General features: G+C 63.3%; 30 protein-coding genes and 1 pseudogene. 13 read left to right on the top strand and 18 right to left on the bottom strand.

Going from position 1 to position 22,080, the window contains the following annotated elements:
- The first annotated feature begins 77 nt into the window (after positions 1-77).
- On the top strand, positions 78-254 hold the full coding sequence (locus ACSBM8_RS13525; RefSeq protein WP_442678533.1) for a YegP family protein: 177 nt from the start codon (positions 78-80) through the stop codon (positions 252-254).
- Between the two features lie 810 nt (positions 255-1,064).
- On the opposite strand, the gene ACSBM8_RS13520 is transcribed toward ACSBM8_RS13525, so the two are convergent.
- Together ACSBM8_RS13520 and ACSBM8_RS13515 are read right to left on the bottom strand one after the other, a co-directional pair.
- Entirely contained in the window at positions 1,065-1,733 is a 669-nt protein-coding gene (locus ACSBM8_RS13520; protein WP_442678532.1) for a siderophore-interacting protein, read from the bottom strand.
- 74 nt (positions 1,734-1,807) lie between these two features.
- On the bottom strand, positions 1,808-2,503 hold the full coding sequence (locus ACSBM8_RS13515; RefSeq protein WP_442678531.1) for an O-methyltransferase: 696 nt from the start codon (positions 2,501-2,503) through the stop codon (positions 1,808-1,810).
- Between the two features lie 134 nt (positions 2,504-2,637).
- Between ACSBM8_RS13515 and ACSBM8_RS13510 the strand changes: the two genes are divergently transcribed.
- A complete protein-coding gene (locus ACSBM8_RS13510) occupies positions 2,638-3,450 on the top strand; it encodes an AraC family transcriptional regulator (RefSeq protein ID WP_442678530.1) in 813 nt (270 codons plus the stop codon).
- A 6-nt stretch (positions 3,451-3,456) separates the two neighbouring features.
- On the opposite strand, the gene ACSBM8_RS13505 is transcribed toward ACSBM8_RS13510, so the two are convergent.
- Positions 3,457-3,849, bottom strand: a complete 393-nt coding sequence (locus ACSBM8_RS13505) for a hypothetical protein (protein ID WP_442678529.1) — start codon at positions 3,847-3,849, stop codon at positions 3,457-3,459.
- A gap of 211 nt (positions 3,850-4,060) precedes the next feature.
- Here ACSBM8_RS13505 and ACSBM8_RS13500 point away from each other — a divergent pair, with 211 nt between their 5' ends.
- Positions 4,061-4,414: a hypothetical protein gene (locus ACSBM8_RS13500; protein WP_442678528.1), complete on the top strand. Its 354-nt coding sequence runs from the start codon at positions 4,061-4,063 to the stop codon at positions 4,412-4,414.
- The gene (locus tag ACSBM8_RS13495) at positions 4,411-4,776 is read left to right on the top strand and encodes a hypothetical protein (RefSeq protein WP_442678527.1); all 366 of its coding nucleotides are present in this window, start codon (positions 4,411-4,413) and stop codon (positions 4,774-4,776) included. Before ACSBM8_RS13500 ends, ACSBM8_RS13495 begins: the two co-directional genes overlap by 4 nt.
- Before the next feature lie 37 nt (positions 4,777-4,813).
- On the opposite strand, the gene ACSBM8_RS13490 is transcribed toward ACSBM8_RS13495, so the two are convergent.
- The 3 genes from ACSBM8_RS13490 to ACSBM8_RS13480 form a co-directional block, all read right to left on the bottom strand.
- Positions 4,814-5,254 (bottom strand): DUF4952 domain-containing protein, encoded by a 441-nt coding sequence (locus ACSBM8_RS13490; RefSeq protein ID WP_442678526.1) that lies wholly within the window; start codon positions 5,252-5,254, stop codon positions 4,814-4,816.
- Positions 5,255-5,380: 126 nt separating this feature from the next.
- Positions 5,381-5,740, bottom strand: coding sequence for a hypothetical protein (locus tag ACSBM8_RS13485; protein WP_442678525.1), 360 nt, complete (start codon positions 5,738-5,740; stop codon positions 5,381-5,383).
- A 61-nt stretch (positions 5,741-5,801) separates the two neighbouring features.
- On the bottom strand, positions 5,802-6,296 hold the full coding sequence (locus ACSBM8_RS13480; RefSeq protein ID WP_442678524.1) for a hypothetical protein: 495 nt from the start codon (positions 6,294-6,296) through the stop codon (positions 5,802-5,804).
- Between the two features lie 153 nt (positions 6,297-6,449).
- Here ACSBM8_RS13480 and ACSBM8_RS13475 point away from each other — a divergent pair, with 153 nt between their 5' ends.
- On the top strand, positions 6,450-7,211 hold the full coding sequence (locus tag ACSBM8_RS13475) for a hypothetical protein (RefSeq protein WP_442678523.1): 762 nt from the start codon (positions 6,450-6,452) through the stop codon (positions 7,209-7,211).
- Positions 7,212-7,264: 53 nt separating this feature from the next.
- Here ACSBM8_RS13475 and ACSBM8_RS13470 read toward each other — a convergent pair whose 3' ends face one another.
- Positions 7,265-7,603: a transcription initiation protein gene (locus ACSBM8_RS13470; protein ID WP_442678522.1), complete on the bottom strand. Its 339-nt coding sequence runs from the start codon at positions 7,601-7,603 to the stop codon at positions 7,265-7,267.
- 117 nt (positions 7,604-7,720) lie between these two features.
- On the opposite strand from ACSBM8_RS13470, the gene ACSBM8_RS13465 reads away from it, so the two are divergent.
- From ACSBM8_RS13465 to ACSBM8_RS13455, 3 genes are all read left to right on the top strand, one after another.
- Positions 7,721-8,080, top strand: coding sequence for an ArsR/SmtB family transcription factor (locus ACSBM8_RS13465; protein ID WP_442678521.1), 360 nt, complete (start codon positions 7,721-7,723; stop codon positions 8,078-8,080).
- Positions 8,064-8,567 (top strand): SRPBCC family protein, encoded by a 504-nt coding sequence (locus ACSBM8_RS13460; protein ID WP_442678520.1) that lies wholly within the window; start codon positions 8,064-8,066, stop codon positions 8,565-8,567. Before ACSBM8_RS13465 ends, ACSBM8_RS13460 begins: the two co-directional genes overlap by 17 nt.
- Positions 8,568-8,741: 174 nt before the next feature.
- The gene (locus ACSBM8_RS13455; RefSeq protein WP_442678519.1) at positions 8,742-8,882 is read left to right on the top strand and encodes a hypothetical protein; all 141 of its coding nucleotides are present in this window, start codon (positions 8,742-8,744) and stop codon (positions 8,880-8,882) included.
- 14 nt (positions 8,883-8,896) lie between these two features.
- On the opposite strand, the gene ACSBM8_RS13450 is transcribed toward ACSBM8_RS13455, so the two are convergent.
- The 8 genes from ACSBM8_RS13450 to ACSBM8_RS13415 form a co-directional block, all read right to left on the bottom strand.
- Positions 8,897-9,511, bottom strand: coding sequence for a hypothetical protein (locus tag ACSBM8_RS13450; protein ID WP_442678518.1), 615 nt, complete (start codon positions 9,509-9,511; stop codon positions 8,897-8,899).
- Positions 9,512-9,572: 61 nt separating this feature from the next.
- Positions 9,573-9,998, bottom strand: a complete 426-nt coding sequence (locus ACSBM8_RS13445; RefSeq protein ID WP_442681597.1) for an STY0301 family protein — start codon at positions 9,996-9,998, stop codon at positions 9,573-9,575.
- Between the two features lie 192 nt (positions 9,999-10,190).
- Positions 10,191-10,910, bottom strand: a complete 720-nt coding sequence (locus ACSBM8_RS13440) for a transposase (protein WP_442678517.1) — start codon at positions 10,908-10,910, stop codon at positions 10,191-10,193.
- A 100-nt stretch (positions 10,911-11,010) separates the two neighbouring features.
- The gene (locus ACSBM8_RS13435) at positions 11,011-12,651 is read right to left on the bottom strand and encodes an ATP-dependent nuclease (RefSeq protein WP_442678516.1); all 1,641 of its coding nucleotides are present in this window, start codon (positions 12,649-12,651) and stop codon (positions 11,011-11,013) included.
- 6 nt (positions 12,652-12,657) lie between these two features.
- Positions 12,658-13,731 (bottom strand): ribonucleotide-diphosphate reductase subunit beta, encoded by a 1,074-nt coding sequence (locus ACSBM8_RS13430; RefSeq protein ID WP_442678515.1) that lies wholly within the window; start codon positions 13,729-13,731, stop codon positions 12,658-12,660.
- An 11-nt stretch (positions 13,732-13,742) separates the two neighbouring features.
- Positions 13,743-13,985 (bottom strand): hypothetical protein, encoded by a 243-nt coding sequence (locus tag ACSBM8_RS13425; RefSeq protein WP_442678514.1) that lies wholly within the window; start codon positions 13,983-13,985, stop codon positions 13,743-13,745.
- A 31-nt stretch (positions 13,986-14,016) separates the two neighbouring features.
- The gene (locus ACSBM8_RS13420) at positions 14,017-14,229 is read right to left on the bottom strand and encodes a hypothetical protein (RefSeq protein ID WP_442678513.1); all 213 of its coding nucleotides are present in this window, start codon (positions 14,227-14,229) and stop codon (positions 14,017-14,019) included.
- Positions 14,230-14,237: 8 nt separating this feature from the next.
- A complete protein-coding gene (locus ACSBM8_RS13415) occupies positions 14,238-14,402 on the bottom strand; it encodes a hypothetical protein (RefSeq protein ID WP_442678512.1) in 165 nt (54 codons plus the stop codon).
- A 281-nt stretch (positions 14,403-14,683) separates the two neighbouring features.
- Here ACSBM8_RS13415 and ACSBM8_RS13410 point away from each other — a divergent pair, with 281 nt between their 5' ends.
- Both ACSBM8_RS13410 and ACSBM8_RS13405 read left to right on the top strand, forming a co-directional pair.
- Positions 14,684-14,944: a DUF2171 domain-containing protein gene (locus ACSBM8_RS13410; protein WP_442678511.1), complete on the top strand. Its 261-nt coding sequence runs from the start codon at positions 14,684-14,686 to the stop codon at positions 14,942-14,944.
- Between the two features lie 196 nt (positions 14,945-15,140).
- Positions 15,141-15,401: a hypothetical protein gene (locus ACSBM8_RS13405; RefSeq protein WP_442678510.1), complete on the top strand. Its 261-nt coding sequence runs from the start codon at positions 15,141-15,143 to the stop codon at positions 15,399-15,401.
- Positions 15,402-15,417: 16 nt separating this feature from the next.
- On the opposite strand, the gene ACSBM8_RS13400 is transcribed toward ACSBM8_RS13405, so the two are convergent.
- Together ACSBM8_RS13400 and ACSBM8_RS13395 are read right to left on the bottom strand one after the other, a co-directional pair.
- Positions 15,418-15,780, bottom strand: a complete 363-nt coding sequence (locus tag ACSBM8_RS13400; RefSeq protein ID WP_442678509.1) for a hypothetical protein — start codon at positions 15,778-15,780, stop codon at positions 15,418-15,420.
- Positions 15,781-15,869: 89 nt separating this feature from the next.
- Positions 15,870-16,303: pseudogene (locus tag ACSBM8_RS13395) on the bottom strand (STY0301 family protein).
- 512 nt (positions 16,304-16,815) lie between these two features.
- Here ACSBM8_RS13395 and ACSBM8_RS13390 point away from each other — a divergent pair.
- The gene (locus tag ACSBM8_RS13390) at positions 16,816-17,574 is read left to right on the top strand and encodes a LysM peptidoglycan-binding domain-containing protein (protein ID WP_442678508.1); all 759 of its coding nucleotides are present in this window, start codon (positions 16,816-16,818) and stop codon (positions 17,572-17,574) included.
- Positions 17,575-17,922: 348 nt separating this feature from the next.
- Here the strand turns inward: ACSBM8_RS13390 and ACSBM8_RS13385 are convergent, their stop codons facing one another.
- Positions 17,923-20,277, bottom strand: a complete 2,355-nt coding sequence (locus tag ACSBM8_RS13385; protein ID WP_442678507.1) for a protein kinase domain-containing protein — start codon at positions 20,275-20,277, stop codon at positions 17,923-17,925.
- Between the two features lie 121 nt (positions 20,278-20,398).
- On the opposite strand from ACSBM8_RS13385, the gene tssA reads away from it, so the two are divergent.
- Both tssA and tssB read left to right on the top strand, forming a co-directional pair.
- The gene (tssA, locus tag ACSBM8_RS13380) at positions 20,399-21,529 is read left to right on the top strand and encodes a type VI secretion system protein TssA (RefSeq protein WP_442678506.1); all 1,131 of its coding nucleotides are present in this window, start codon (positions 20,399-20,401) and stop codon (positions 21,527-21,529) included.
- Positions 21,530-21,557: 28 nt separating this feature from the next.
- Positions 21,558-22,079 (top strand): type VI secretion system contractile sheath small subunit, encoded by a 522-nt coding sequence (tssB, locus tag ACSBM8_RS13375; RefSeq protein WP_442678505.1) that lies wholly within the window; start codon positions 21,558-21,560, stop codon positions 22,077-22,079.
- The last annotated feature ends 1 nt before the right edge of the window (position 22,080 follow it).

Raw genomic sequence — 22,080 nt, 5'->3', positions numbered from 1 at the left:
CGCTGATGTGGAATGGTTTGCGCTTGCCAGTCCCCGGCGCCAGGCGCAGCCTTGTGCGGTCGAACAGGAGAACGACGATGGCGCACATATTCGAGATCCATAAGGACAAGTCCGGTGAGTTTCGGGTCCGCTTCAAATATAATGCGGAAACCATCTTCTCGACCGAGGGCTATAGTTCGAAGGCGAGCGCGCAACATGCGATCGAGTCGATGAAGAAGAACGGCCCCGGCGCGGAGATCGTCGACAATAGCTGATCGGTTCGGAACGGGCGCGCCATCTGGGGCGTCGCCTGGCCTCGGAATGGATCCCAGCCTGCGCTGGGATGACGGCGGCGGGGGCAAGTGTTGCTGCCCGACGTAAGCTCAGTCTTATTGATGACCATTTCGTCATGCTGAACTTGTTCCAGCATCCATCTTGCCACGGGCGTCGCGGCTTGTGGGTCGATGGACCCTGAAACAAGTTCAGGGTGACGGTGGGGTGGAGGGTAGCGGAGGGGCCTCATCAACCCGTTCGCCCCGCGCTTGCGAATGACGGTTCTTTCTTGTGAGAGAGGCACGCGCATATTCTGCAGACGCGCGGCCGCATGGCTCGGTGCACAAGCGTTCGACCGGCGCGGGTCCGCCACCTGCTCGGGTGGTGGGAGGGCAGGCAGTCTTGGCCTGTTTCCGGATGTCTCCGGACGGCGCCGCCCGCCATGTCCTCACTGCGCGGCGCCAGCCTGTGGCCTTCGGTCTTCGGCCGGGTAGCCCCGGGGCGTGAACCCCAAGGCCCCTCTGTTGAGCGTCCTGCCCTGTACCACGTGCTGCGGACGCCGGCCTGAGGCTGCGGCATTGGCCGGGGGTTTCCCCTCAAGACGTCGACCGCATAGCCCCGGTACACGACGCCGGCCTACCCACGGCAAAAGCCGCTAGGGTGTCACGGAAGGTTGCGAAGCTTCGACTTAGCGTCCCAAGCAGCCCCGCGCCGATCGATCCCGCCGAAGCGGGGGAGCGTGCCCGCAGCGGATCCTGGCTGCAAGCGAGCACGTATGTACATGTTTTGTTCCGTTTTGTCAATCCTTTCCCCTAATCAAGGCCGCATTTTCCTGGCGCCCAATAGGCCTTGGTCCGGATGCGGGTGGCCGGCACGCCACGCCCTAGCAGGCTTTGCCGAAGGCGTTGGATCGTCGATGCTTTTCCCGTCAGAACGAAAAAGGCACCGGCGTCGGCTGCTGGGGTAAGCGCTGCCTCCATCTGCCTCCAATGTGCGTCATCGTCGCGTTGCGCGATCAGGGTCGCGCCTTCCAGGCCAAGTCGCGCAAGGACGGCGCGGCCACTTTCGACGTCCCGGAGTTCGAAGCAGCAGCAACGGGCGCGCGCTTTATCTGCGGATACCAAGGTGTGGGCCAGCGCGAGCGAGGTTTCATCGCCAAAGATGGCCAGCTGCACGGGCGCGCGCCTGGTATCGAGCGACGCGCGCGGCCCGAAGATGTCGCATTCGTCCCCGGTCGCAAGGCCGCGCAGCCACCCACTACCTGGTCCTTCCCCATGCATGTAACCGAGGAGGTGTGTGCGGCCTGCGGCTGCGTCCCAATTCATGGGTGTATAGGTGCGGGTGACGAAGGCCGAGCCCATCGCGATTTGCACTTTCTGCCCGGGCAGCCAGGCGACGCCTTGCAGGGCAGGTCCGTCCAGCGTGACGTGCCGGAAGCAATCTCCGACATCCTCGATCGCCGTTACGATAGCTCGTCTCATGAACAGGCCGCGGAGCGCCCTGTCGAGCCGACCGGGCGTCATGGTAGGGCGCGCGCCCGATCCCGCGGCAGGCATCACAGCACCCGCACGGCAAATTCGTTGCCGCGACCTTCGTCGATCGGCATCGTTTGCGCGATGAAGCCGCTCGCAGGATTGCGGACATAGTCCAGATAGTCTTGCGCAAAGGCGTTCTCGGCCAGGATCACCGCGCCCGGACGAAGGCTGGGCTCGATCAGCTGGAGCACCGGCAGGTATAGCGACCAAGCGCCATCGATCAGCGCCAAATCCACCTCTACGCCAACATCCTTGAGCGTCTCCAGCGCATCGCCCTCGCGGATTTCCACCAGATCGCTGAGGCCGGCGGCATCGATATGCGCCCGCGCCCTGGCCGCCTTGGCTGGCTCCAGCTCGGATCCGATCAGCCGTCCACCGCCATTGTCGCGTAACGCCGCGGCGAGATAGAGGGTAGAAATCCCCATTGAGGTGCCGAACTCCACGATCCGCGTCGCCTTGCAAGCGCGCGCCATCGCGTACAGGAAGCGGCCATAGGCCGGGGTGACCGCCAGAAAATGGTCAGCGTGATCGTGGCAAACGGCCCTATAATTTATCCGCTCGTCGGCGATCATCTCGGCCGCAGCCTGGGCCATCGGATCGTTGGAGGCTGCGAGCCGGGCCATTATCGTCCGGACGAAAAGGGCATCCGCCGCCTCCGCGTCGGCATGAAGCCGGGTCATGAGTTGGGCGAAGCGCCCGTCGTTCAACATGTTCATGAATGTCCTTTCGCCATCGCAGCCGGTGGTGTCGACCGGTGCGACGCCACTAGCTAAGGACGTGAATGAATGGCGTCATTCCGAAGGATCGACAGATTGTTATTAATTTCCGTCAATAGGTATCGGGACGGCCAGTGCCGCTGCTGACGGATCTTTCGGATGCGGCAGATTGGGTCGAACCCGACACGGCGCACCGTCCCGTCGTCATTTACGGCTTTGCATCGGAAACCTTCGGCGATTTCGAACTGGAACCGCATCGTCATGCCAAGAGCCAGCTCCTGCTCGTACAACGCGGCGCGCTGAGCTGCGAGGTGGAGGGCGGCTTGTGGATCGTCCCGCCGCGCAGCGCGATCTGGATTCCCGGCGGCGCGACCCATGCCATCAAGGCTACCGGGACGTTGGAGGGTTATGGCGCATTCGTCGCGCACGATGCCGGCATTCACTTGCCGTCAGCGTGCAATACCGTGGCGGTGACGCCATTGCTGCGGGAATTGTTGATCCGATCGGCCCATCTGCCGCTTTTGTACGAGGAGGGGGGCGCGAATTCCCGGCTGGTGACGGTTCTGCTGGACGAGTTGGCGGCGGCCAAAGCGGAGGATCTGCATGTGCCGATGCCCACCGATCCGCGCCTTCGACGAATGATTGATCTGATGATGGCGGCGCCGGCGCAGCGGGGAACGCTCGACGACTGGGCAAGGGAGGCGGGCATGAGCGGGCGGACGCTGGAGCGGCTGATCAATCGGCAGACAGGCATGCGCTTCGGGCGGTGGCGGCGGCAGTTCAACGTGATGCTGGCGATTAAATGGCTCGCCGGCGGCGCTTCGATCCAGCAGGTTGCGGCCGATCTGGGTTATGAGAGCGTGCCTAGCTTCGTGACGATGTTCGGCAAGGCGCTCGGCGTCTCTCCGGGCCGATATATGGCGGAGCGTCATCATGCCCGGCCTTGAGTTCCGCTAGAGCCAGCCGCAATCCGGCTTGCGGCCATGGGTCGCCGCGCGTGGGGCGCTGCGTGCCTGCTTCAGCATCGTTTCCACGCGCTGGTGGAAATCCATGCTGACCGCCGGGAAGCCCAGGGCGGTGGCGATGCGCGTCCATTGAGTTTGCGTCGTCGTGCCGCGCTCATAATCCTGCGGGCCGCGATAGGGATTGTCGGGATCGAGCGGCTTGCGCGCCAGGGCCCAATATTGATTGTACATCTTTACGTCGCTGCCCTGTGCGGCGAGCAAGGCCAGCAGGGCGCGCAGCTGGATCGTCGCGTCGAGCGGGTCGCGCCGCGATTGATCGGTATAATCTTGCAATGCGCACACGCCGAGAAACAGCGCGCGCTCCGTATCGATTCGGTCCATAAGGGATAAGAACAAATCCGGAACGGAGTCGCAAGGGGTTTGGGGCGGATGGAGCCGGCCGACTGCAGCCGGGCATAAGCGCAATTGCGCGGGTGGGGCGTGACTAATCGACGTAACGCGAGCATCAGTATGGACGCCGCACTGCCTATGGCATGACAATCGAAGCCGGGTTACGTGTCCCTAAGCGCAGGAGAGGACCAAAAGAACGTCCATGCAAATTGCGAAGCTTGCCTTGGTTGCAATTGCAGCGCTGGTTCTGGCTGGTATCGATTATCTTTTGGTGGTCGCCGCCTTCCTGGGCGATCCTGATCCGGGCGCCTGGCTTTTGTTGGCAGCGCTTTGCCTTTGCGTGGCAGGTTTCGTCCTGCGAATGCCTTGGCTCCCGTTCGTCGCGCAAAATGGGGTCATATTTCTGTCCCTTGCCCATGCGTGGCGCGGGGCGGGTCCAGAGCCGGAACCGGGGGTTTGGGCGCATGTGGTCGGGCTCATATTGCTCGGAAATCTGCTGGTCTGGCCGCTCGCTTCATCAATACGGCGCCGTGCTGGCGGCCGGGGCGACAGGTGAGGACGCTGGCATTCGGCGCGTTGATCGCGATTTCAGCGGCCTGTTTGGCTGCGGCAGATAATTTGGTTGTCGCCGCATCCTTCCTGGATGCCCCCGATCTGGGCGGCTGGCTGCTCGCCGCCGGGCTTGCTGCATGCCTTGGCGGTATCGCTTTGCGCATGCCCTGGCTCGTCTTTGCGGCGCAGAATGGGGTGCTCCTCTTGTCTTCCGTCCACGCGTGGCATGATACGCGTCTGGAGCTGGGCCATGCGGTTGAATTCGCGGCGTGGATGCTCGTCGGAAATCTGCTGGTCTGGCCCTTGGCCTTATGGGCGCAGCGCCGCAATGCGGCAAAGCATGCCGCCGGGGTGATCCGCGATTGAGCCGAGTTCGCGGTCGGGGTTGATGCCCGATCCGGCATTAGATTGCTTCGGTGAAAGTCTCGACGATGATTTCGAAGTGGGCGATCCGCTTCCATTGGCTTCGGTCTGTGACCCCGCTCTCGTCCGATACCATGGCCAGCGTGAAGGTCCTGCCCGTTGCATCGACGAAGGTGTGCGGCGGCGAATCCCGCTGGCAGCAGGACCGGCGTAGCGCCGCGAGGCCGAGCGTCCTGATCAAATAGGTTTCGGCCGCGGCCGCGCGGCGCCCTTCGACCCGGTAGGTTGCGCGCAACGGCCTGCCCTGGGCGTGCGGCCGCAGGCGGCACCCTATGAACCGCACGTGCGGCGGCGTGCGTCGCATCTGGGCGAGGACATCGGCACAAGCCTGCAGGGGCGATCCGACGGGCCGAGGCGGCATGTGGCCAAGCCCGGGGGCAGATGCCAGTTGCGCCAGCAGAAGCGCAAATGCTCCGATCATGCGTGCACCATGCGCGTGTCCGATCTGCCCGTCATTCCCTTGCCCGATCGTGCCGGAACCCGGCTGTGCCCGTCATGCCGCCCGATGTCGCAACGCGCGCGGTATCCCGAGCCTTGCGACGATCGCTCACTCCGGCGCGCCCACGCTCTTCCCATCCTCGGCGGGCGAAGCGCCCGATTGACGGGGTGCGGGCTTGTCCGGATTGGCGGGGATCGTGCTCGTTTCAGGGGGCAGGCCATTGGCGACAGCGGTGCCGCTTTTGGTTGCGCGAGGCCCCCATGGGCTCCTGCGGTCCGGCCGGGTGCTCCACTGCAACAGCCGGTAAAATCCCGGCGCGATCAACGCTCCGCCCAACATCCATTCATACATAGCCAGCGGGCTTTCGTCGGGATCGTGGCCGGTGAGATAGAGGAAGAGAAAGAAGGCCGAGACACCGCCTATGATCATCCCCGATGCGATGAGCAGCTGTTTACGCGCGCTTTGCATTGGGCTTTCCCTCCTGGGGGCTGCGCGTGTCGCCGACGCCGCGGCGCACGCCGTACCGCGTTCAATTCACCGAATTGAGAAGGGTGTGCCAGGCTTGCGACCAGCGCTGCCGCGTGGCGGCATCGACGGCCTTCGCGGTGCAGACCGCGATGCGGCCGGGGTCGGCTTTTTCGCAGGTCCAGATATTCGGGTTGAGGCGCTTGGGCTCGACCGTGACGACGCTGACGATGCGGGCCTTGTTCATGGCGATCATCAGATCCGGGAAGACATCGTCCGAATCGGGCTTGGCGAACCAGTTGCAGAGCGTGTCGAACGGCAGATGCTGCGACGTTGGCCTTTCGCAGGTCTTGGCGGGATCGGGGAACAGGGTCTTGAGGAAGGCCCGGCCTGGCGGGCGCGTCGTATCCAGATCGGCGGCGGAGAGGCGGGCCAGCCCATCGACACCCTTGGTGGCGGTGCTGGCGGCGGCCGCCGGCATCACCGTCGTCACGGCCATGGCCGATGCGGCGATCGTCGCTGCCACCTGAAGCCCAAGTCGAACGCGGGAACGTGGCATGAGCAATCCTTTTCGTTGCGGGAATGTCGCAAGGCCGGACCGTATCAATGCATCGACCGATTTGGCAATCTGCGTGATGTGCGGGAGCGCTTGGCAGGGCGCAGGCCAAGCGTCAGAGACCACCATCGCTTCGATCCGGGATGATGTGCGACGATGAAGACCACGCTGCGATCCGATATCCAGTTTGCGCTGCAGACGAGCCTGCTGATCGTGGCGGCGCATGCGGTTGCGTTCTTCGCGCACGAATATTCGCATAGTGTTCTTGCCTGGGCGCTGGGCTTCATGCGCGATCCGTTCGGGCTGGATTATGGCACGGCGACGCCGGGCAACATCCTGTTGCAGATCGATATCGACGATAATGTCCAATATGCCCCGATCCTGGCGGGCGGACATGGGATCTCCGTGACGGCGATCGCGCTTGCGGGCCCGTTTGTCGGCAATGGCCTGCTCTATCTCCTCGTCTATTTCGGCGCCCGCAACCGGCTTGCCGCGATGCCGCGCGCGCTGGCCGCCTTCCTGTTCTGGCTGAGCCTGATGTGCGCCGGCAATGTATGGGGTTATGTGCCGTTGCGCGCGATCACGACCCATGCGGACATCGCGACCGCGGCGCGCGGGCTTGGCCTGTCGCCGCTGGCGCTGTTTCCGTTTCTGGCCATTCCCGCCTTCCTGATCGTCGGGCATTTCTTCGCGCGGACGTGTGCGCTGTTCCTCCCGGTGATCGCGCCCGGCGCGACGGCCCGCACGGCGATGGTGGTCGCGGTGACCAGCGGATGGTTCTTCCTGTTCTTCGGCAGCGTCGGCGTGGGCGGGAATTACGGCGCGGTGACACAGGCACTGGCGGTGCTGTCGATCGCAATGCTGTTTCCGCTGTCGGTCGTGTGGCTGTGGCACCGGTGCGTGGACACGCCTGCATAGGAATAGGCGCCACGCCTGCAGTGCCGGGTCCGGTTTAGCGGAACGACCGGCGCCTAACTGGCCGGATCATCCTTGAATTCGCGTAATTCCTGCGCGCAGCGACAGGCGGCGGCGATCTTTGCAGCCCATGCGACAGCGTCTTCGCGCGTCGCCAAATCCAGCACGGTGAACCCGCCGGTAAGGCGGCTGCCGGGATAGATATCGGGAGACAGCGACCCGTCGGCGGACACCAGGACGGGCGCGACCTGCTCCTCGATCCCGCCGCCGAAGACGTAGACGCCGGCGGCCTTGGCTTCCTCGATCACCGCATGCGCATCCGCCACGACAATCGGGAATTCGGCGTCGGTCAGCACCATCGCCTCGCCGGGGAAGGAGATGAGATATTTGGTCATATTGCCAGGATGCCCGTTCGATCTGCGCAGGGCAAGCGCCGGACACGGATCGGCATGGGGCCATGCGCGGGCGGCGTCTTGACTGCCGGGCAACGTCGGCGCAATACAGTGAACCATATGGTTCAGCTTTCTAATGCCTATCTCGACGCCTCCTTCGGCGCGCTGTCCGACGCGACGCGGCGCGGGGTGCTGGAGCAACTGGCGCGGGCGGACGCCTCGATCAGCGACCTGGCGGCGAGGTTCGATATGACGCTCACCGGCATGAAGAAGCATGTCGGCGTGCTGGAACAAATCGGGCTGGTGACGACCGAGAAGGTCGGGCGGGTGCGGACGTGCCGGCTGGGCGTGGCTGGGCTGGAGGCGGAGGCGGCGTGGATCGCGCGGCAGCGGCACTTGTGGGCGGCGCGCTTCGACGCGCTGGACGACGTGGTCGAGGATCTGAAAGCGAAGGAGAAAGAGGATGGGCCAGATCGGTAGCGAATCCGCCGTGGGCGGCACGATGGTGGAACGGAAATCCGACCGCGAGGTGGTCGTCACGCGTACCTTCGACGCGCCGGCGCACATCGTGTTCGCGGCGTGGACCACGCCGGAATTGTTCATGCGCTGGTGGGCGCCGAAGTCGACCGGAATGACGTTGCTGTCGTGCGACATGGATGTGCGCACCGGCGGCGGATACCGGGTGGCGTTCGGCGACGATCGGGCGACGGCGATGGTCTTCTTCGGGACTTATCTGGAAGTGGTGCCGAACGAACGGCTCGTCTGGACCAACGAGGAAGGCGACGACGGCGCGATCACGACGGTGACGTTCCAGGAACAGGACGGCAAGACGCTGCTGATGTTTCACGAACTGTATCCATCGAAGGACGCGCTGGACGACGCCTATATCGGCATGGAAGGCGGGATGACCGAGCAGTTCGGGCAATTGGATGAACTGCTGGCGAGCCTGGGTGCGGACGGCGCGTAGGCGCGGCAGCCCCTAGGGGGAGCAACCTGCTAGCGCTTTCGTGCGAGGGCGGGCGCCCATGAGGTCGACGGATTTGCCCGTTTACGCGGCGGTTCGCATGGGCATAGTCCATCCATGCGGAGGCCAGCATCAGATCAGCGGGATGGGCGCTGGTACGGCGCGATCGGATGCCTGGTGGTGCTGTTTCTTCCGATCTCGCTGTTGGGCGAAGCGATTGATGGCCGCCTGACATGGGGCAGGGCTGCGGGCTTGGTCCTTGGCGCCGCGCTGCTTCTGATCGTTCCGCTTTTTCTGGCCGGCAGGCGCAAGGACTGACCCATGCTTGCGGTTCAATCCGGCGTGGACTGTATCTGGCATGCGAGCACAGCGTTGCCGTCACCTCCATCATCCAAAGAGAGCTCGGTGTGGGGCGTGCGGCTAATCAACCTGCTATAATAGCGCATCTTATAGTGACGGTAGGATTTTTCATCGAACTGCAGGCGGGCCGCCTTGGCGACCTGATCCACGGTAACATTGCTGGCAAACGTCGTTACGTACAGCGCATTTGTGTCACCGATCATCCCGTTTATTTCCAGCGACCGGACAGGGAGGCCGAATAGGGTCATGCCGGCTGGTGCCGGAATTTGACCGCCGACGCTTTCCAGATCGTCATTGAGGCCTTCTCTTGCAAAGCCCAGGGATCGCAGCGCCGCCAGATCCTCCGCCCGCGCCGCGCGGCCTGCGGGGGTCTCATGATATCGCGCATAGGCCGCGAGCGGGTTTTCATCGAAGTCGCAGGCGAACGCTTTTATGTATTGCGGGGGAAGGCGGTTTACCGCGCCTGTGCGTTGCGTTGCCGATTGTTCGGTCGGCGGCCGATCGGCGCCCTGGGAAGGCGCGGTATTGGCGGCAGATTGTTCGCGGGATGGGTCCTCCGCGGCGCTGCACGCGGTCAACAGGATCAAGCCCAGCCAAAATGGCTTCATGACCATTCTTCCAGCGGCGCGAAATGCGTATCGCCCTCCCTTAACGGCACGTCACCACGCTATCAGAAATGCGTGCCTGAGTGGCGTTGGAGCGGATGGAACATTGGCGGATGCGGGCCGGTAATGGGCGACTGAGGATAATATCGGTGCCTCTGTAGCGGCAGGCAAAATGGATCGGCTGAAGATGGCCTTCGAAGCTGTAAATGCTTGTCTTGATCTTATCGCGCTTTGTCCCATCGGAGGGCGCAAGCTCCGCGTCGCCGGCAACTGGGCCATCATAAAAGCCAAAGCTGTTTAACTGCCTCCCTTTGGTGGACCGATAGGATTCCCAATTGGGTACGGCCGGCGCCGATTGGGTCGTGGAGAGATGGGCAGGACAGGTTAAGGTGATCGGCCTGGGCGTTGGGGCAACGGCCCTCAGCGGTGGTGCGGCATCGATCGGACCCAAAGCGAGGCAAGCCGCCATGGCCAATGTGGGCCAGCGCCCCCAGGTGGAGAAATGATACGGCATGAATCCGTGCCCTGTGCGGGCTTATCAATAAGCGAGCGGCCGAGGTAAAGCTATTGCTCGGCCGATTATTGTGCTCGACCCAATATCATAGCCCGGACGTCGCGCTTCTGCTTGGGGTTCGAACTTAGAATTTAAGGGACACTATACTTAATCTCTGACGCCTGATGGCTGTTGACGCCTGGCAGGCTTCGGCCCCCGTTTGCCGGGCGCGAGCTTGCGGTTGAGCGCTTTTTCCTGATCTTGGATCCACGCGTTCGCCGCGAGCGGGCGGCCGGTGCGGAGGCGTGCGTCGATCGCCTCGGCGATCGCTTCGCCCGCCGGGCCGACATCGCTCGCCTCCAGCCCGTGGTGCAACATCGCCTTCCAGTTGCGGACATGCGCGCCCAGCGCCGCGACGTCGGTCAGCGGATCGCTCATCATGCGGCGGCCGGAGACGTGGCTGCGCGCGCTCGACCAATGCCAATCCTGTGCGTGTGCCACCAGGCCCGCCGCGACCGGGTTCCGCTCGACATAGCGGACCGCCGCCATCAGGTGCGCGTCGTCCATGGGATAGGAAGCGAAGCGACCCTGGAAAAGATAGCCGGTCCAGCCCTCGCGCGCGTTGATGTGGCTGCTGTAACGGCGGTGCGCCTCGGCCAGCGCGGCGCGCAGGCCGTCCGCCGTTGCGGGGACGAGGATGAGGTGGACGTGATTGTCCATCAGGCACCAGGCGAGACATTGGACGCGTGCGGCGGCGCAGCCGTGCCGCAGCAGATCGAGATAGAGGACGCGGTCGGCGTCGGAGAAGAAGATCGGCTGGCGGCGGTTGCCCCGCTGGGTGACGTGGTGCGGGGCGCCGGGAATGACGATGCGGGAGAGGCGGGCCATGCTGCGCGGTATAGCAGGAGGCGCGAGGAGAGGGGGAGGGCTATTTAGTATAGTGTCCCCGAAACTTCCTAGTGTCCCCGAAACTTACGGCGGCGCTACACTACATTTGATCGGCAATCGTTTTCATCAGGTCAGTGGCCACCACAACCTCTTCTTTGGCGCGACCAATGAGCTTTTCATCGTAACCTTCCGTACGTGCCCAGTCCCTAATGCGACTGATTAAAGTCTTTCCCCGGACCCATTGCGACCAGTGCCATTTCGCAATTAAATCATCTGTGGCAGGCGATCCTCCCGTTTTCTCATACATTCGATTTATCTGCTTGCGTTTCTCAGAGAATTCTGCCGTAAATTTTTCGTTTTCGGCGTTCAATATATCCGTGATAGCCTGATCAGCCTCCACAAAAGGCAAATTGTATAGGCAAGACAGATATCCGGCTGAGCAGAAATACATTTCAATATCTGATCCAGCGGTTACCCACGGAGTGATGCCGTGGTTAAGGTATGCGTCACGCCAGGTCTTGACTTCTGCATCCGAACGACCGTCGCGATCGCGGTGAACAATAACCTTATGGTTGCCTCCGAGCTTCTGCTTCAGTTCAGCCATAACGGGAGCGTGGCCTAGGCCGTCAACCCCATTAAACGGGAAGACGCTCACGATGTTGTCAAGATCAGGCTCCTGCCTTAGAATTTCCGAAAGCTCGTTGGCGTTTCTATCTTCAGTGCAGAGCAGTATCGGTTTATCAAGCGCCCCCCAACCCAAGGCCCTCTTTATAAGCTCGCTTTCCTTAGATTCAGTCACGCCGCCGGCTTTTACCAGAACCACCCCCGATCCTAAGGGAAGGCCCCTCGCTACGAAGGGACTGTGGGTAGTGATGAGGGCCTTCGAACCGATTTCCGCCGCTCGTTTTCTTAACTCGCGCGTAAGCTTAGTTTGCAAAGTGGGATGAAGGTGAGATTCCGGTTCGTCTATGAGAAGAACCCGTGGCTGAAAAAGAACAAGGTAAGAGAAAAGCTGAACGACGTGTAAAAATCCCGTTCCAGCGAATTCTAGCGGGCGCCTTGCTTTACCTAGAGTAGTAAATTCGGCATGAATATATAGGTCAGTCTGCTCGGAGAAACTTACATAGAAGTGTGTAACTGGATAAACTCCAGAAACGTATTTTTCGAGAAGTTCAATTTTGCCTTCTTCTTTAATTCTTAATAATATGTTTCGTAAGACGACATTGCTGTCTCCAGACGCAACTTTGCGATAAATATGCCTGCGGGTTAGCCTTTGCTCATCTAACGGTATCCCCGCTATTCCGGGTATATAGGCCGAGAAAACACGGTCTTTTCCACGAAATTCAGTCAGTAAGCTCGGCGGAATCGTAGGGTCAACGGATAGTCCCTCATTCCGCGCAGATTTCAGGATAACTCTCGCCTGATTTTTATTTCCGTTATCATCAAGGAATGTAAAAACAACCTCGCTCTCTGCGGAACCCTGCTGGTTTCCCCACGTGGCATTATGTCCGAGCTCTTTGTAGGAGTTGGTGGGAATGTACTCCAAATCAGATATGGACAAAGTTGTTTGCTTGTTTGCCTCAGCTGCTTGAGCCATTGCTCGGGCAGCAAAGTGGATGGCTTGAAGCGCACTAGATTTGCCAGCATTATTTGGACCGACCAGCACGGTTGTGTCGCGGAGCGGCAGTGTGGCGGTTTTAATACCCTTGAAGCTCTTGACCGTGATTTCGGTAAGCTGCATTCAAAATTACTCCGCCGCCACCCCGGCATGCCCGAACAGCCCGCCTTCGCCGGCGCCACTATCCGCACCGGCATCTTCGTTAGCCGCTTCGCTATTCGCCTTGGCCGTTTTGCGGCGGTCGAAGCTGTCCCACACGTCGCTCCAGTCGCCGCGCGTCGCTGCCTTCGAATATTCGGTCGCGCGGGTTTCGAAGAAGTTGGCGTGCTCGACGCCGTTCAGCATCGGCGCGAGCCAGGGGAGGGGGTGGTCCTCGATCATGTAGATCGGCTTCAGGCCGAGCTGGCCCAGGCGCCAATCGGCAATGTAGCGGACGTAGCGCTTGATATCCTTGGGCGTCATGCCGTTGACCGGGCCCATCTCGAACGTCAGGTCGATGAAGGCGTCCTCCAGGCGGACGGTCTTCTGGCACATGTCCATGATGTCGTCCTTGACCGCCGGGGTCAGGCATTTCCGCTCCGCGCAGAAAGCATGGAACAGCTTGATGATGCCCTCGCAATGGAGCGTCTCGTCGCGGATCGACCAGGTAACGATCTGGCCCATGCCCTTCATCTTGTTGAAGCGCGGGAAGTTCATCAGCATCGCGAAGCTGGCGAAGAGCTGCAGCCCCTCGGTGAAGCCGCCGAACATGGCCAATGTGCGCGCGATATCCTCGTCGGTGTCGACGCCGAACTGGTTCAGATAGTCATGCTTGTCCTTCATCTCCTTATATTGGAGGAAGGCCGAATATTCGCTTTCGGGCATGCCGATCGTGTCGAGCAGATGGCTGTAGGCGGCGATGTGGACCGTCTCCATGTTGCTGAACGCGGTCAGCATCATCTTGATCTCGGTCGGCTTGAACACGCGGCCATATTTCTCGTGGTAGCAATCCTGCACCTCGACATCGGCCTGGGTGAAGAAGCGGAAGATCTGCGTGAGGAGGTTGCGCTCCTGATCCGACAGCTTCTGCGCCCAGTCGCGGCAATCCTCGCCCAGCGGCACCTCTTCGGGCAGCCAGTGGAGCTGTTGCTGGCGCTTCCAGAATTCATAGGCCCAGGGATATTCGAAGGGCTTGTAGGAGCGCGAGGCTTGAAGGAGGGGCATCTGGGTCTTCCTTAGTGAAGCTGAATGGTCTGGATTTTGGCGATGGGCCCGAACAGCCCGAAACAGATGGCGGCGAACAGCAGCCAGAAGAGCGGCGCGAGGCTCATGAAGAGCAGGCCGATCATGCGGCGTTTGATCTCGCCCGGATTGTCCTGCGGCAAGGGCTGTCCCAGCCGCGCGAAGCGCATGCCGTTGGCGAACAAGCCGAGGCAGACGAGCGTGCCGAGGCCGAGCATGAGCCAGCCGCTGGTCATATCGCCCGCCCGATTGCATTGACGATGGTCATCACGCCGTCTTCCAGAAGGTGAGGGCGAACACGATCAGGACAAGCCCGAGCGCCGCCAGCATCGTGCCGACGATCCTTAATATATAGACCATCTGGGGCGTATTTTTTAGTCCCAGCAGCGTGCGCGTGGCGGCCGGACGCAGCAGAACGGGCAGGCCCATCAGGCCGAAGAGCAGGCCGAGCATGGCCATGATGCGGAGCGACAGCGGCATCGGCGCGATCAGACGCCATGGCGTTGCGAGAGGATGAGAATCAAGGCGGCGGCGATGACGACGACCACCGCCAGCACGATCCAGGACGAGCGCGGCGTCGGGCGGCGATTGCGGGCCGAGGCGAGCGCGACGACGACGATCGCCACCACCACGACTGCCCAGAACAGCGCCATCCGATCCATTGCGTTCTTGTCTCCCCCGATATGATATGGCCAACGGAACGTAACACGAACAGCCCGATATGTGGGGTAAGGCTACGCCGATCCGCCACAAAGTCTAGGGCGTTGTGGCGGCTTTTCCACAGATTAAATGCACCGGACGGCGCCCCGGCCGGAGGCATGTGCAGCGAGCGCCATCGCACAATCAGCACGCTTGCGCGGGATCGTTTCCTGTCCGATGCGGCTTTCCGCAGGGTCGTGCGTTGGGCTGCGGCACTCTAGCGAGGGAATTCACAATGGCAGATCTGTCGAACATCCAAGAGCATATGGAAGTCATCGGCGCCGACGGCGTGCATGTCGGCACGGTGGACCATGTCGAGGGCGACCGCATCAAGCTGACCAAGAAGGACAGCGGCGCGCAGATCGAGGGCGCCGAGGGCGGCCATAGCGGCCACCATCATTATATCTCGGGCGGTCTCGTCGCCGAGGTCGAGGGCGACAAGGTGCGCCTGTCGGCCAATGCCGACGTCGCGATCGGCTTCGAAGAAGAAGAATAAGCGCATCCTCCCGCGGTCCGGCATCCGGATCGCAGGACGCGCGACGGGCGTCGCTCCCATCGGAGCGGCGCCCTTTTTCGTGCGCGGCCGGTGCCGATCACCGGCTTCGCCATTCCGTGCTGCGCGCGCGACGAAGCGGGCTCGGGTCGGCGCAACGGCCGCGCACCCGGCGGCAAGCGGCCTATATAGATCCGATATGGACCACCCCCTTTTGCTGGAAGAACCCCGGCGTATCCCCGGCGGCGTCAGCTTCACCATCAATGAAGTGCAATATGGCCAGACCGTATTCGTGACCGACGCGGCGCTGGCCCGGCTGGCGCCGCATGCGCGCGGGCCCAAGGAGATGATCCGCTTCGTCATGACCCATATTCGCGAATTGGCACAGCGCGCTTTGGCCAAGGCGAAGGGCGGCCGGATCGCCGAACTGATCGTGCTGGAACCGCAGGATATAAAGTAGCGGGGGTGGTGCGACGTCAGCCTTTGTCGGCGTCGCAGGCGTTGATGGTGGCGACGGGCGCGTCCGGCTGCTGATCGATCGTGTAGCGGATGGTGCGACAGCCATTGGCCATGGTTTCGCGCGAGGGGACAGCATAGCCGCTCCACGCGCCATCCTGCCAGCGCTGATCTTCACCCGTCACCAGCGCGCGATGGATCGCGTTCTTCACCTCCTGCGACTGGAGCGGCGCGAAGCCACCGGGGCCGGCCGCGGCGAGATCGGCGGTGGGCGCCGGTGCGACCGGGGCGGTGGCGTTGGCGGCGTCGGATTGCTGCGGCGCACTTTTATCATGGCACCCGGCCAGCAAGGCCGCGGCGGCGAGGAGTGGAAGAAGCCGCATAGCCTGGTCTCCTGAGATGCGTTGCGCGACCCTTACCGCCGGGGGCGGGCCCGCGCCAGCATCGGCCGGGACGACGGGCGCGGCATCGGTCAACGGCAGGTCACCACATCATAGATCGCGGCGGGGCGCATGTCGTCCGACCGGATCGTGCATTGCCGGATCGTGGCGGGTAGTGGCCGGCTCAGCACGATGCCCGTATCGTGATATTTGCAGGCAAAGACGATGGCGGCGCTATTTCCCTCGAACCGCCATGACGTGGTCGTGATCTGCCGTGCCGCCGCTCGTCCGTCGGGGCGAGTTCGGCCTGCATGGCGACCGGGCCGTCATAGAAGCCATACGCGTCGAGCCGGTTTTCGTCGGGCGATCGATAGGCATCCCACCCGGGTACCGCCGCCGCCGACTGGGCCGTCGCAAGATGTGCCGGACAGGCCAGCGAGAGTGCCGGGGATGCTGGCCCGGCAGGCGGGGACCGGCGCGGCGGTACCGCGTGCGCGACGCCGAGCGCACAGCTCGCAGCGACCATCAGCGCGACGAAACGCCTGTGGGCGCGGACGGGCGACGGGATCGTCCGTGCTACACGCCTGGATAAACGGACCATTGTTTCTGTCCCTGCTCTTGCCGGGTGGCGCCCTGAGCGCATGCATGCTGGCGCGCTTCGCTGTAAGGCAGTCGCGGCGCGCGTAGAAGGCCTGACGGGCAAGGCCGGTTTTTTTGGTCGTCGTCGATATCTTGCCCAGCCGCGAGCCTCGACAGGCACGCGGCGGGCCGCCGCGGCGTAAATAGTGTGGGAACATAGTCATTTACGCCGCGCGCATGGCATCCGGGTTGCGCATCATTTGGTGCATGGCCGCAACAGCGGACGATCGAAGGCAAGCCGGTCGGTAATTAGGTTGGGCCGAGGCGGAACAAGTTAATCTATTCTGGATTTGCTGAGGAAGGGGGCGATTACCGCCTACACGACCCAACAGGGAAGGGATGACGCTCGTGCGCGGGACAAGATCCAATGAGATGCGATCAACGTTGAGGCGGGCGGCGGTGCCGGCATTCTCGCTGAGCCTGGCGCTGCTGCTCGCCGGCTGCGGCGACAAGGTGCAATCGGTGTCGTCGAAGCCAACCCCGCCGCCGACCGCCTCGCCGCCAAGCTCACCCCAGCCGACGCCGGGCCTGAGCCCGAGCAGCCGCTACAAGCTGGCGCTGCAATTGTTGCAGCAGGGCAATCCGACGCAGGCGCGGGTCGAGCTGGTTCAATTGTGGCATGACGACCCGTCCGACGAGCGCGGCGGCGTGCTGATCCGCCAGATCGACACGGATCCGAAGGTCGTCTTCGGGACGGAAAGCTTCCCTTATACGATCAAGCAGGGCGACACGCTGTTCAGCCTGGCCAAGCAATATCTGCATGACTCGCTGAACTTCTATGGCCTGGCCCGCTATAATGGCCTGACCTTGCCGGCGCATCTGCAGCCGGGAGAAGTGATCCTGATCCCGGGCAAGCCGCGCCCGGTGCGCAAGTGGATACGGCCCGTGCCGACCCCGCCGCCCGCGAGCGGCACCGGCACGCCGCCGCGCCAAGGCCAGGTTTCGCCGCCGCCGACCGCGACGCCGACGGATTCGCCGGCACGCCGCCGCCAGGCACAGGATCTGCGCCGCCGCGGGCTGGAGCAGATGTCGGCCGGCTCGATCGATCGCGCGGTGACGTTGCTGTCGCAGGCAGCCAGCCTCGATCCCGGCAATGCCGCGATCGCCGCCGATCTGGCGCGGGCGCGCCGCATCCAGGCGACCGTGCACAATCAGTAAAGCGGGGAGGGGCGCTACGGCGCCCCTTCTTTGCCTGCGCGCCCGTCAGGGGCGGGCGTGGCGTTTGTGGATATGCGGGCGCGCTTGCGGCGCGCTCCCCCTCACCCAACCCTCTCCCCGCCGGGGAGAGGACTTTTTTGTTTAGAGCGTGATTGCTTTGGTGGAACCCGTTCGTCTCGAGTTGCGATCGAGCCCTTCGACTGCCTGCGAGGCAGGCGCTCAGGACAGGCTTGTCGAGAGCGCGTATCGAGAGACCATCACCGATGCCTCGATACGCGCCCTCGATACGCCTTGCGGGCAACTCGGTCGCTACTCGGCACGAACGGATGAACGTAAAGTCATCATACTTTAGCGATGCTGGCTGTCTTCGGGATCGACGAGGGTGCGATCCTCATCCTCGTCATGCGGCCAGGGCGGCGACAGCTGACGGGCGGGTTCTTCCTCGGGCTCGGGCGCAGGGTGGGGGACGGCGGCGATCGGCTTTACCATCGGCTCCGCGATTGCGAACGGATCCTCTTCCGGTTCGTCCTCGTCCTCGTCGTCCTCCTCCGGCGCGACGTCCTCCTCGTCGTCCGCCTCCAGTGCATCTTCCTCTGCCTCGGCGTCGTCTTCTTCCGGCTCCGGCGCTGCGACCGGTTCGGGCGCGGCGGCGAGGATGGGTTCGGGCGCCGGCTCGGGCGCGGGCGTGGCGACAGGCTCCGGAGCGCTCGGTACGAATGGCGGTGCCAGCTCGGCGGCGGTAATTTCGCGCGGGGCGGCAGACTGGGGCGCGACGCGATCGACGATCTCGTCTTCCTCGTCCTCTTCTTCGTCCTCGTGCAATTCCTCCGCCGGCGGCAGCGGCGGCAGTTCCGGCGCCTCGAACGGGGGCGGCACATCCGGCGCGGGCGCTTCGGCGGGCGTCTCGTCGCGGACGGGCTCGATCGCCGGTTCGATCGGAATGGCGGACACCGCCGGCATCGGCTCGGCCAGGCGCGCCTTGCTGGCCGGTAGCGGCAATTCTTCCTCGAACGCCTTTTCGGGGGCGGGGGGCGCAGGGCTGTCCGGCGTTAGCGCGGGCGCGACCGGGCGGTCGAGCAGCATCGCTTCCACCGCATTGAGCCGCTCCTGCATCGTCTGGGCGACGAGATTGACGTCGTCGAACAGCTCGCCAAATTCGTCGCGCCGCTTGTGCGAGACGCGGAAATCCAGATTGCCGCGGGCCAGTTCCAGCAAGGCATCGCGCAGACGCGTGATCGGCGCCTGCAGCACGCGCGCGCTGAGGAAGGTGACGAGCGCTACCGTCGCCAGCGTGATCACGGCGAGCGCGATCAGCAGCCAGGTCGAAAGCTGCGCGGCCGAGCGCAAGTCCGCCTGGTTCAGCATAAGATCGACCTTGCCGAAATCATGGCCGGCATAGGTGATCGGGCGGACGAAGCGGAAGCTCTGGTTGGTGGCGACATCGGACACGCGGACGCCCTCGCGCGTGGTGATGAGCGGCTCGCCCTGGGCCGGGCGATAGCGCTGCCCGATCATATCCTGGTTGGTGGCGGCGCGGATGATGCCCTGGGAATCGACCACGGTCAGGCCGCGCAGATTGGGATCGGCCGAGGCGCTTTTGACAAAGGCCTGGACGGGCACCCAATCCTGTTGCTCCGGCGGCAGCGCGGCATTGTCGACCGCGCGCAAGGCGGCATTATTGGCAACGAAGGCCGTCACCGCGCGCCCGGACGTGACCGCGACCTGACGCATCGCATCGCGCTGTTTGACCAGCACGGTGCCGACCGCCCCGGCCAGCACGATCGCCGTGATCAGCGCCATCAGCAAGGTCAGGCGGACCTGGAGCGGCAGGTAACGGCGCTGCGCCGCGGCCTCCACCGCCACGCTTTCGGCCACGGAATATTCGCGCCGCAAGGCCGCGGCGAGGCGCAAGGCATCGGCAAAGCGCTGGGTCGGCTGTTTGGCCATCGCCTTCTGGACGATGAATTGCAGTCCGCGCGGCGTATCCGGAGCGACCTCGTTAAGGGGCTTGGGATCGGCGGTGAGGATCTGCGCGGTCAGCGCGGCCGCGCCCGAACCGGTGAAGGCGCGCTGGCCCGACAGCATTTCATAGAGGACGACGCCGACCGAATAGATGTCGGACCGTCCGTCCATCTCGCGGCCGAGCGCCTGTTCGGGGCTCATATAGCGCGGCGTGCCGATCACCTGGCCGATCTGGGTGCGGTAGCTCTGCTCCTCGAACAGCGGATCATGGTCTTCCAGCTGGGCGATGCCGAAATCGAGCAGCTTGAGCGTGTTGCCGTCGGGCGACAGAATGATGTTGGACGGCTTGATATCGCGGTGAATGACGCCCTGCGCATGGGCGTAGCCCAGCGCGTCGGCGAGCTGGATGCCGATGCTGATCACCTTGGACGGCGGCATGCCGCCGCGCTTCAGCACTTCCGACAGCGGTTCGCCGTCGAGCAATTCCATCACGATGAAGGGATAATCGTCGACCTGGCCGACGTCGAAGACGGTGACGATGCCGGGATGCGACAGGGCGCCCGCCGCGCGTGCCTCCCGCAGGAATCGCGCCGAATATTCGCGGTCCTGCCGATATTCGGGCTTGAGCACCTTGATCGCGAGCGCACGATCGATGTGCGGATCATGCGCGCGATAGACATCCGCCATCGCGCCTTCGCCGATTTGCTCGTGGATGCGATAGCGTCCGATCAGTTCGAGCATTCTTATCCCCCACCTGCGTAACGGCGGTGTGCCTGGGCATGGAACGTCATCGCATTTGAAGGGTTCCGCACACGTAATGAACTAGCTGGCTCAGGTGGTGCGAAACTGAATGGATGAAGGCTTGATTGCCGAAATCATGGCGCCGATCGAAGGCGACGTACCTGTCGGCACGGACGTAAGAGTGTCCGGCCCGGGCTCCGAGCTTTATCTTTCGATCAAGGACGAGCGGTCGAGCGCGCGCAGCGCGGAGCGGGAGGCGCTCGCGTCGCCCGATCCCGACGTGGACCCGCTGGCGGCCGGGATACGATCGTGGCGCGAAGTATCGCGGCAGGGCACCGAGCTGCTGATCCATCATGCCAAGGACTTGCAGGTCGCGGCCTGGCTGACCGAGGCGTGGCTGCGCACCGAAGGACTGACCGGGCTGGCCAACGGCTTTACGCTGCTGGCCGATCTGGTGCTTACCTATTGGGATGAGGGCCTGTATCCGGTCGAGGATGAAGAAGGCGCCGAGGCACGGCTGACGCCCCTGTTCGGGCTGTTCGGGCGCGAGGAGCCGGGCACGCTGATCCAGCCGATCAAGCTGCTGCCGCTGACGGATAATGGGCAAGAGCTCGTCGCCTTGTGGACGATCGAGGCGATCCGCGCCCAATCGATCCGGCACGACGATCCGGAGGTGCGTGACGAGCTCACCGCGCGGAAGGATCAGCGGATCGCGCAGCTGGACGCCGCCGTCGCCGGCGCGTCGCGCGCGTTCATCGCGGAAAATGTGACTGCGATCGATCAGGCGCTGGCGTCGATCGACCGGCTGATGGAAGCGCTGGACGCGCGCACGCCCTATGGCCGGTTCGGCTCGCAGGTGGCGGCGCCGCTGCTGAATATCGCCGAGATTCTGCGGCGGCACCATGTCCCCGCCGCAGTTGAAACGGTCGGCGATGATCCGTCGCAGGACAGCGAAAGCGAGGGGCAAGTGGTGCACGGAGCCACGTCTGGCACGCCTGCGAAACAAAATGTTAACGATCGTCAGGCAGCCTTCGCAACTCTCCTCGAGATTGCGGGTTTCTTCGACAGAACAGAACCGCAGTCCCTGATCGGTCATAGCCTGCGCGATCTCGTGCGAAGAGCCAATCTTCCGCTCGACGATCTTCTTGCGGAGCTATTGCCTGATCGCGAGCAACGGTCGATGTTCCTTCTCCGCGCGGGTGTCCGTCCAGACGCCGGCTCCGGGGGAGGGGATAGTTTTACGAGCTTCTAACAATACCTCGAATGAATAGGGGAAGCACATGGCGAGCGTACACGACAAGCTGAAGAAAGTGCGGAAACCCCGCGTCCACATTACCTATGATGTGGAAACGGAGGGCGCCGTCGAGGTCAAGGAACTGCCCTTCGTGATGGGCGTGATGGGCGATTTCTCGGGCGATCCGACGGAAGAGCTCAAGCCGCTGCGCGATCGCAAGTTCATTCAGATCGATCGCGACAATTTCGACCAGGTGATGCGGCGCATGTCGCCCGGCCTGAAGTTGCGTGTGGAAAACACGCTGAAGGGCGACGGCAGCCAGATGCCGGTCGAATTGTCGTTCGGATCGATCGAGGATTTCGATCCGGGCCGCGTCGTCCAGCAGGTCGAACCGCTGCGCAAGCTTTTGGAGACGCGCAACAAGCTGCGCGATCTGATGGCCAAGGCGGACGGATCGGAGAAGCTGGAAAGCCTGCTGGAAAATATCCTGCAGGACGAAGAACAGCTGAAGGCGCTGCGCGCCGAGCTGGGCTCGGACGACGCCGCTGCGTCGGCCGATAAGGAGTAAG

The organism is Sphingomonas sp. ASY06-1R (assembly GCF_052180265.1).
Classification (GTDB): domain Bacteria; phylum Pseudomonadota; class Alphaproteobacteria; order Sphingomonadales; family Sphingomonadaceae; genus Sphingomonas_I.
Note: the sequence above shows the minus strand (reverse complement) of the source record. Positions and strands in the feature narration are given on the sequence as shown.

Excerpts from the sequence above, each read along its gene's own strand:
- ACSBM8_RS13470 (WP_442678522.1), bottom strand. The coding sequence starts at position 7,603 with ATGACCAAATATCTCATCTCCTTCCCCGGCGAGGCGATGGTGCTGACC.
- ACSBM8_RS13415 (WP_442678512.1), bottom strand. The coding sequence starts at position 14,402 with ATGGCGCTGTTCTGGGCAGTCGTGGTGGTGGCGATCGTCGTCGTCGCG.
- ACSBM8_RS13500 (WP_442678528.1), top strand. The coding sequence starts at position 4,061 with ATGCAAATTGCGAAGCTTGCCTTGGTTGCAATTGCAGCGCTGGTTCTG.
- ACSBM8_RS13400 (WP_442678509.1), bottom strand. The coding sequence starts at position 15,780 with ATGCGGCTTCTTCCACTCCTCGCCGCCGCGGCCTTGCTGGCCGGGTGC.
- ACSBM8_RS13425 (WP_442678514.1), bottom strand. The coding sequence starts at position 13,985 with ATGACCAGCGGCTGGCTCATGCTCGGCCTCGGCACGCTCGTCTGCCTC.
- ACSBM8_RS13480 (WP_442678524.1), bottom strand. The coding sequence starts at position 6,296 with ATGCCACGTTCCCGCGTTCGACTTGGGCTTCAGGTGGCAGCGACGATC.
- ACSBM8_RS13430 (WP_442678515.1), bottom strand. The coding sequence starts at position 13,731 with ATGCCCCTCCTTCAAGCCTCGCGCTCCTACAAGCCCTTCGAATATCCC.
- ACSBM8_RS13440 (WP_442678517.1), bottom strand. The coding sequence starts at position 10,910 with ATGGCCCGCCTCTCCCGCATCGTCATTCCCGGCGCCCCGCACCACGTC.
- ACSBM8_RS13465 (WP_442678521.1), top strand. The coding sequence starts at position 7,721 with ATGGTTCAGCTTTCTAATGCCTATCTCGACGCCTCCTTCGGCGCGCTG.
- ACSBM8_RS13525 (WP_442678533.1), top strand. The coding sequence starts at position 78 with ATGGCGCACATATTCGAGATCCATAAGGACAAGTCCGGTGAGTTTCGG.
- tssB (WP_442678505.1), top strand. The coding sequence starts at position 21,558 with ATGGCGAGCGTACACGACAAGCTGAAGAAAGTGCGGAAACCCCGCGTC.
- ACSBM8_RS13520 (WP_442678532.1), bottom strand. The coding sequence starts at position 1,733 with ATGAGACGAGCTATCGTAACGGCGATCGAGGATGTCGGAGATTGCTTC.
- ACSBM8_RS13485 (WP_442678525.1), bottom strand. The coding sequence starts at position 5,740 with ATGCAAAGCGCGCGTAAACAGCTGCTCATCGCATCGGGGATGATCATA.
- ACSBM8_RS13410 (WP_442678511.1), top strand. The coding sequence starts at position 14,684 with ATGGCAGATCTGTCGAACATCCAAGAGCATATGGAAGTCATCGGCGCC.
- ACSBM8_RS13475 (WP_442678523.1), top strand. The coding sequence starts at position 6,450 with ATGAAGACCACGCTGCGATCCGATATCCAGTTTGCGCTGCAGACGAGC.
- ACSBM8_RS13435 (WP_442678516.1), bottom strand. The coding sequence starts at position 12,651 with ATGCAGCTTACCGAAATCACGGTCAAGAGCTTCAAGGGTATTAAAACC.
- ACSBM8_RS13490 (WP_442678526.1), bottom strand. The coding sequence starts at position 5,254 with ATGATCGGAGCATTTGCGCTTCTGCTGGCGCAACTGGCATCTGCCCCC.
- ACSBM8_RS13385 (WP_442678507.1), bottom strand. The coding sequence starts at position 20,277 with ATGCTCGAACTGATCGGACGCTATCGCATCCACGAGCAAATCGGCGAA.
- ACSBM8_RS13445 (WP_442681597.1), bottom strand. The coding sequence starts at position 9,998 with ATGGCGGCTTGCCTCGCTTTGGGTCCGATCGATGCCGCACCACCGCTG.
- ACSBM8_RS13405 (WP_442678510.1), top strand. The coding sequence starts at position 15,141 with ATGGACCACCCCCTTTTGCTGGAAGAACCCCGGCGTATCCCCGGCGGC.
- ACSBM8_RS13420 (WP_442678513.1), bottom strand. The coding sequence starts at position 14,229 with ATGCCGCTGTCGCTCCGCATCATGGCCATGCTCGGCCTGCTCTTCGGC.
- ACSBM8_RS13515 (WP_442678531.1), bottom strand. The coding sequence starts at position 2,503 with ATGAACATGTTGAACGACGGGCGCTTCGCCCAACTCATGACCCGGCTT.
- ACSBM8_RS13460 (WP_442678520.1), top strand. The coding sequence starts at position 8,064 with ATGGGCCAGATCGGTAGCGAATCCGCCGTGGGCGGCACGATGGTGGAA.
- ACSBM8_RS13505 (WP_442678529.1), bottom strand. The coding sequence starts at position 3,849 with ATGGACCGAATCGATACGGAGCGCGCGCTGTTTCTCGGCGTGTGCGCA.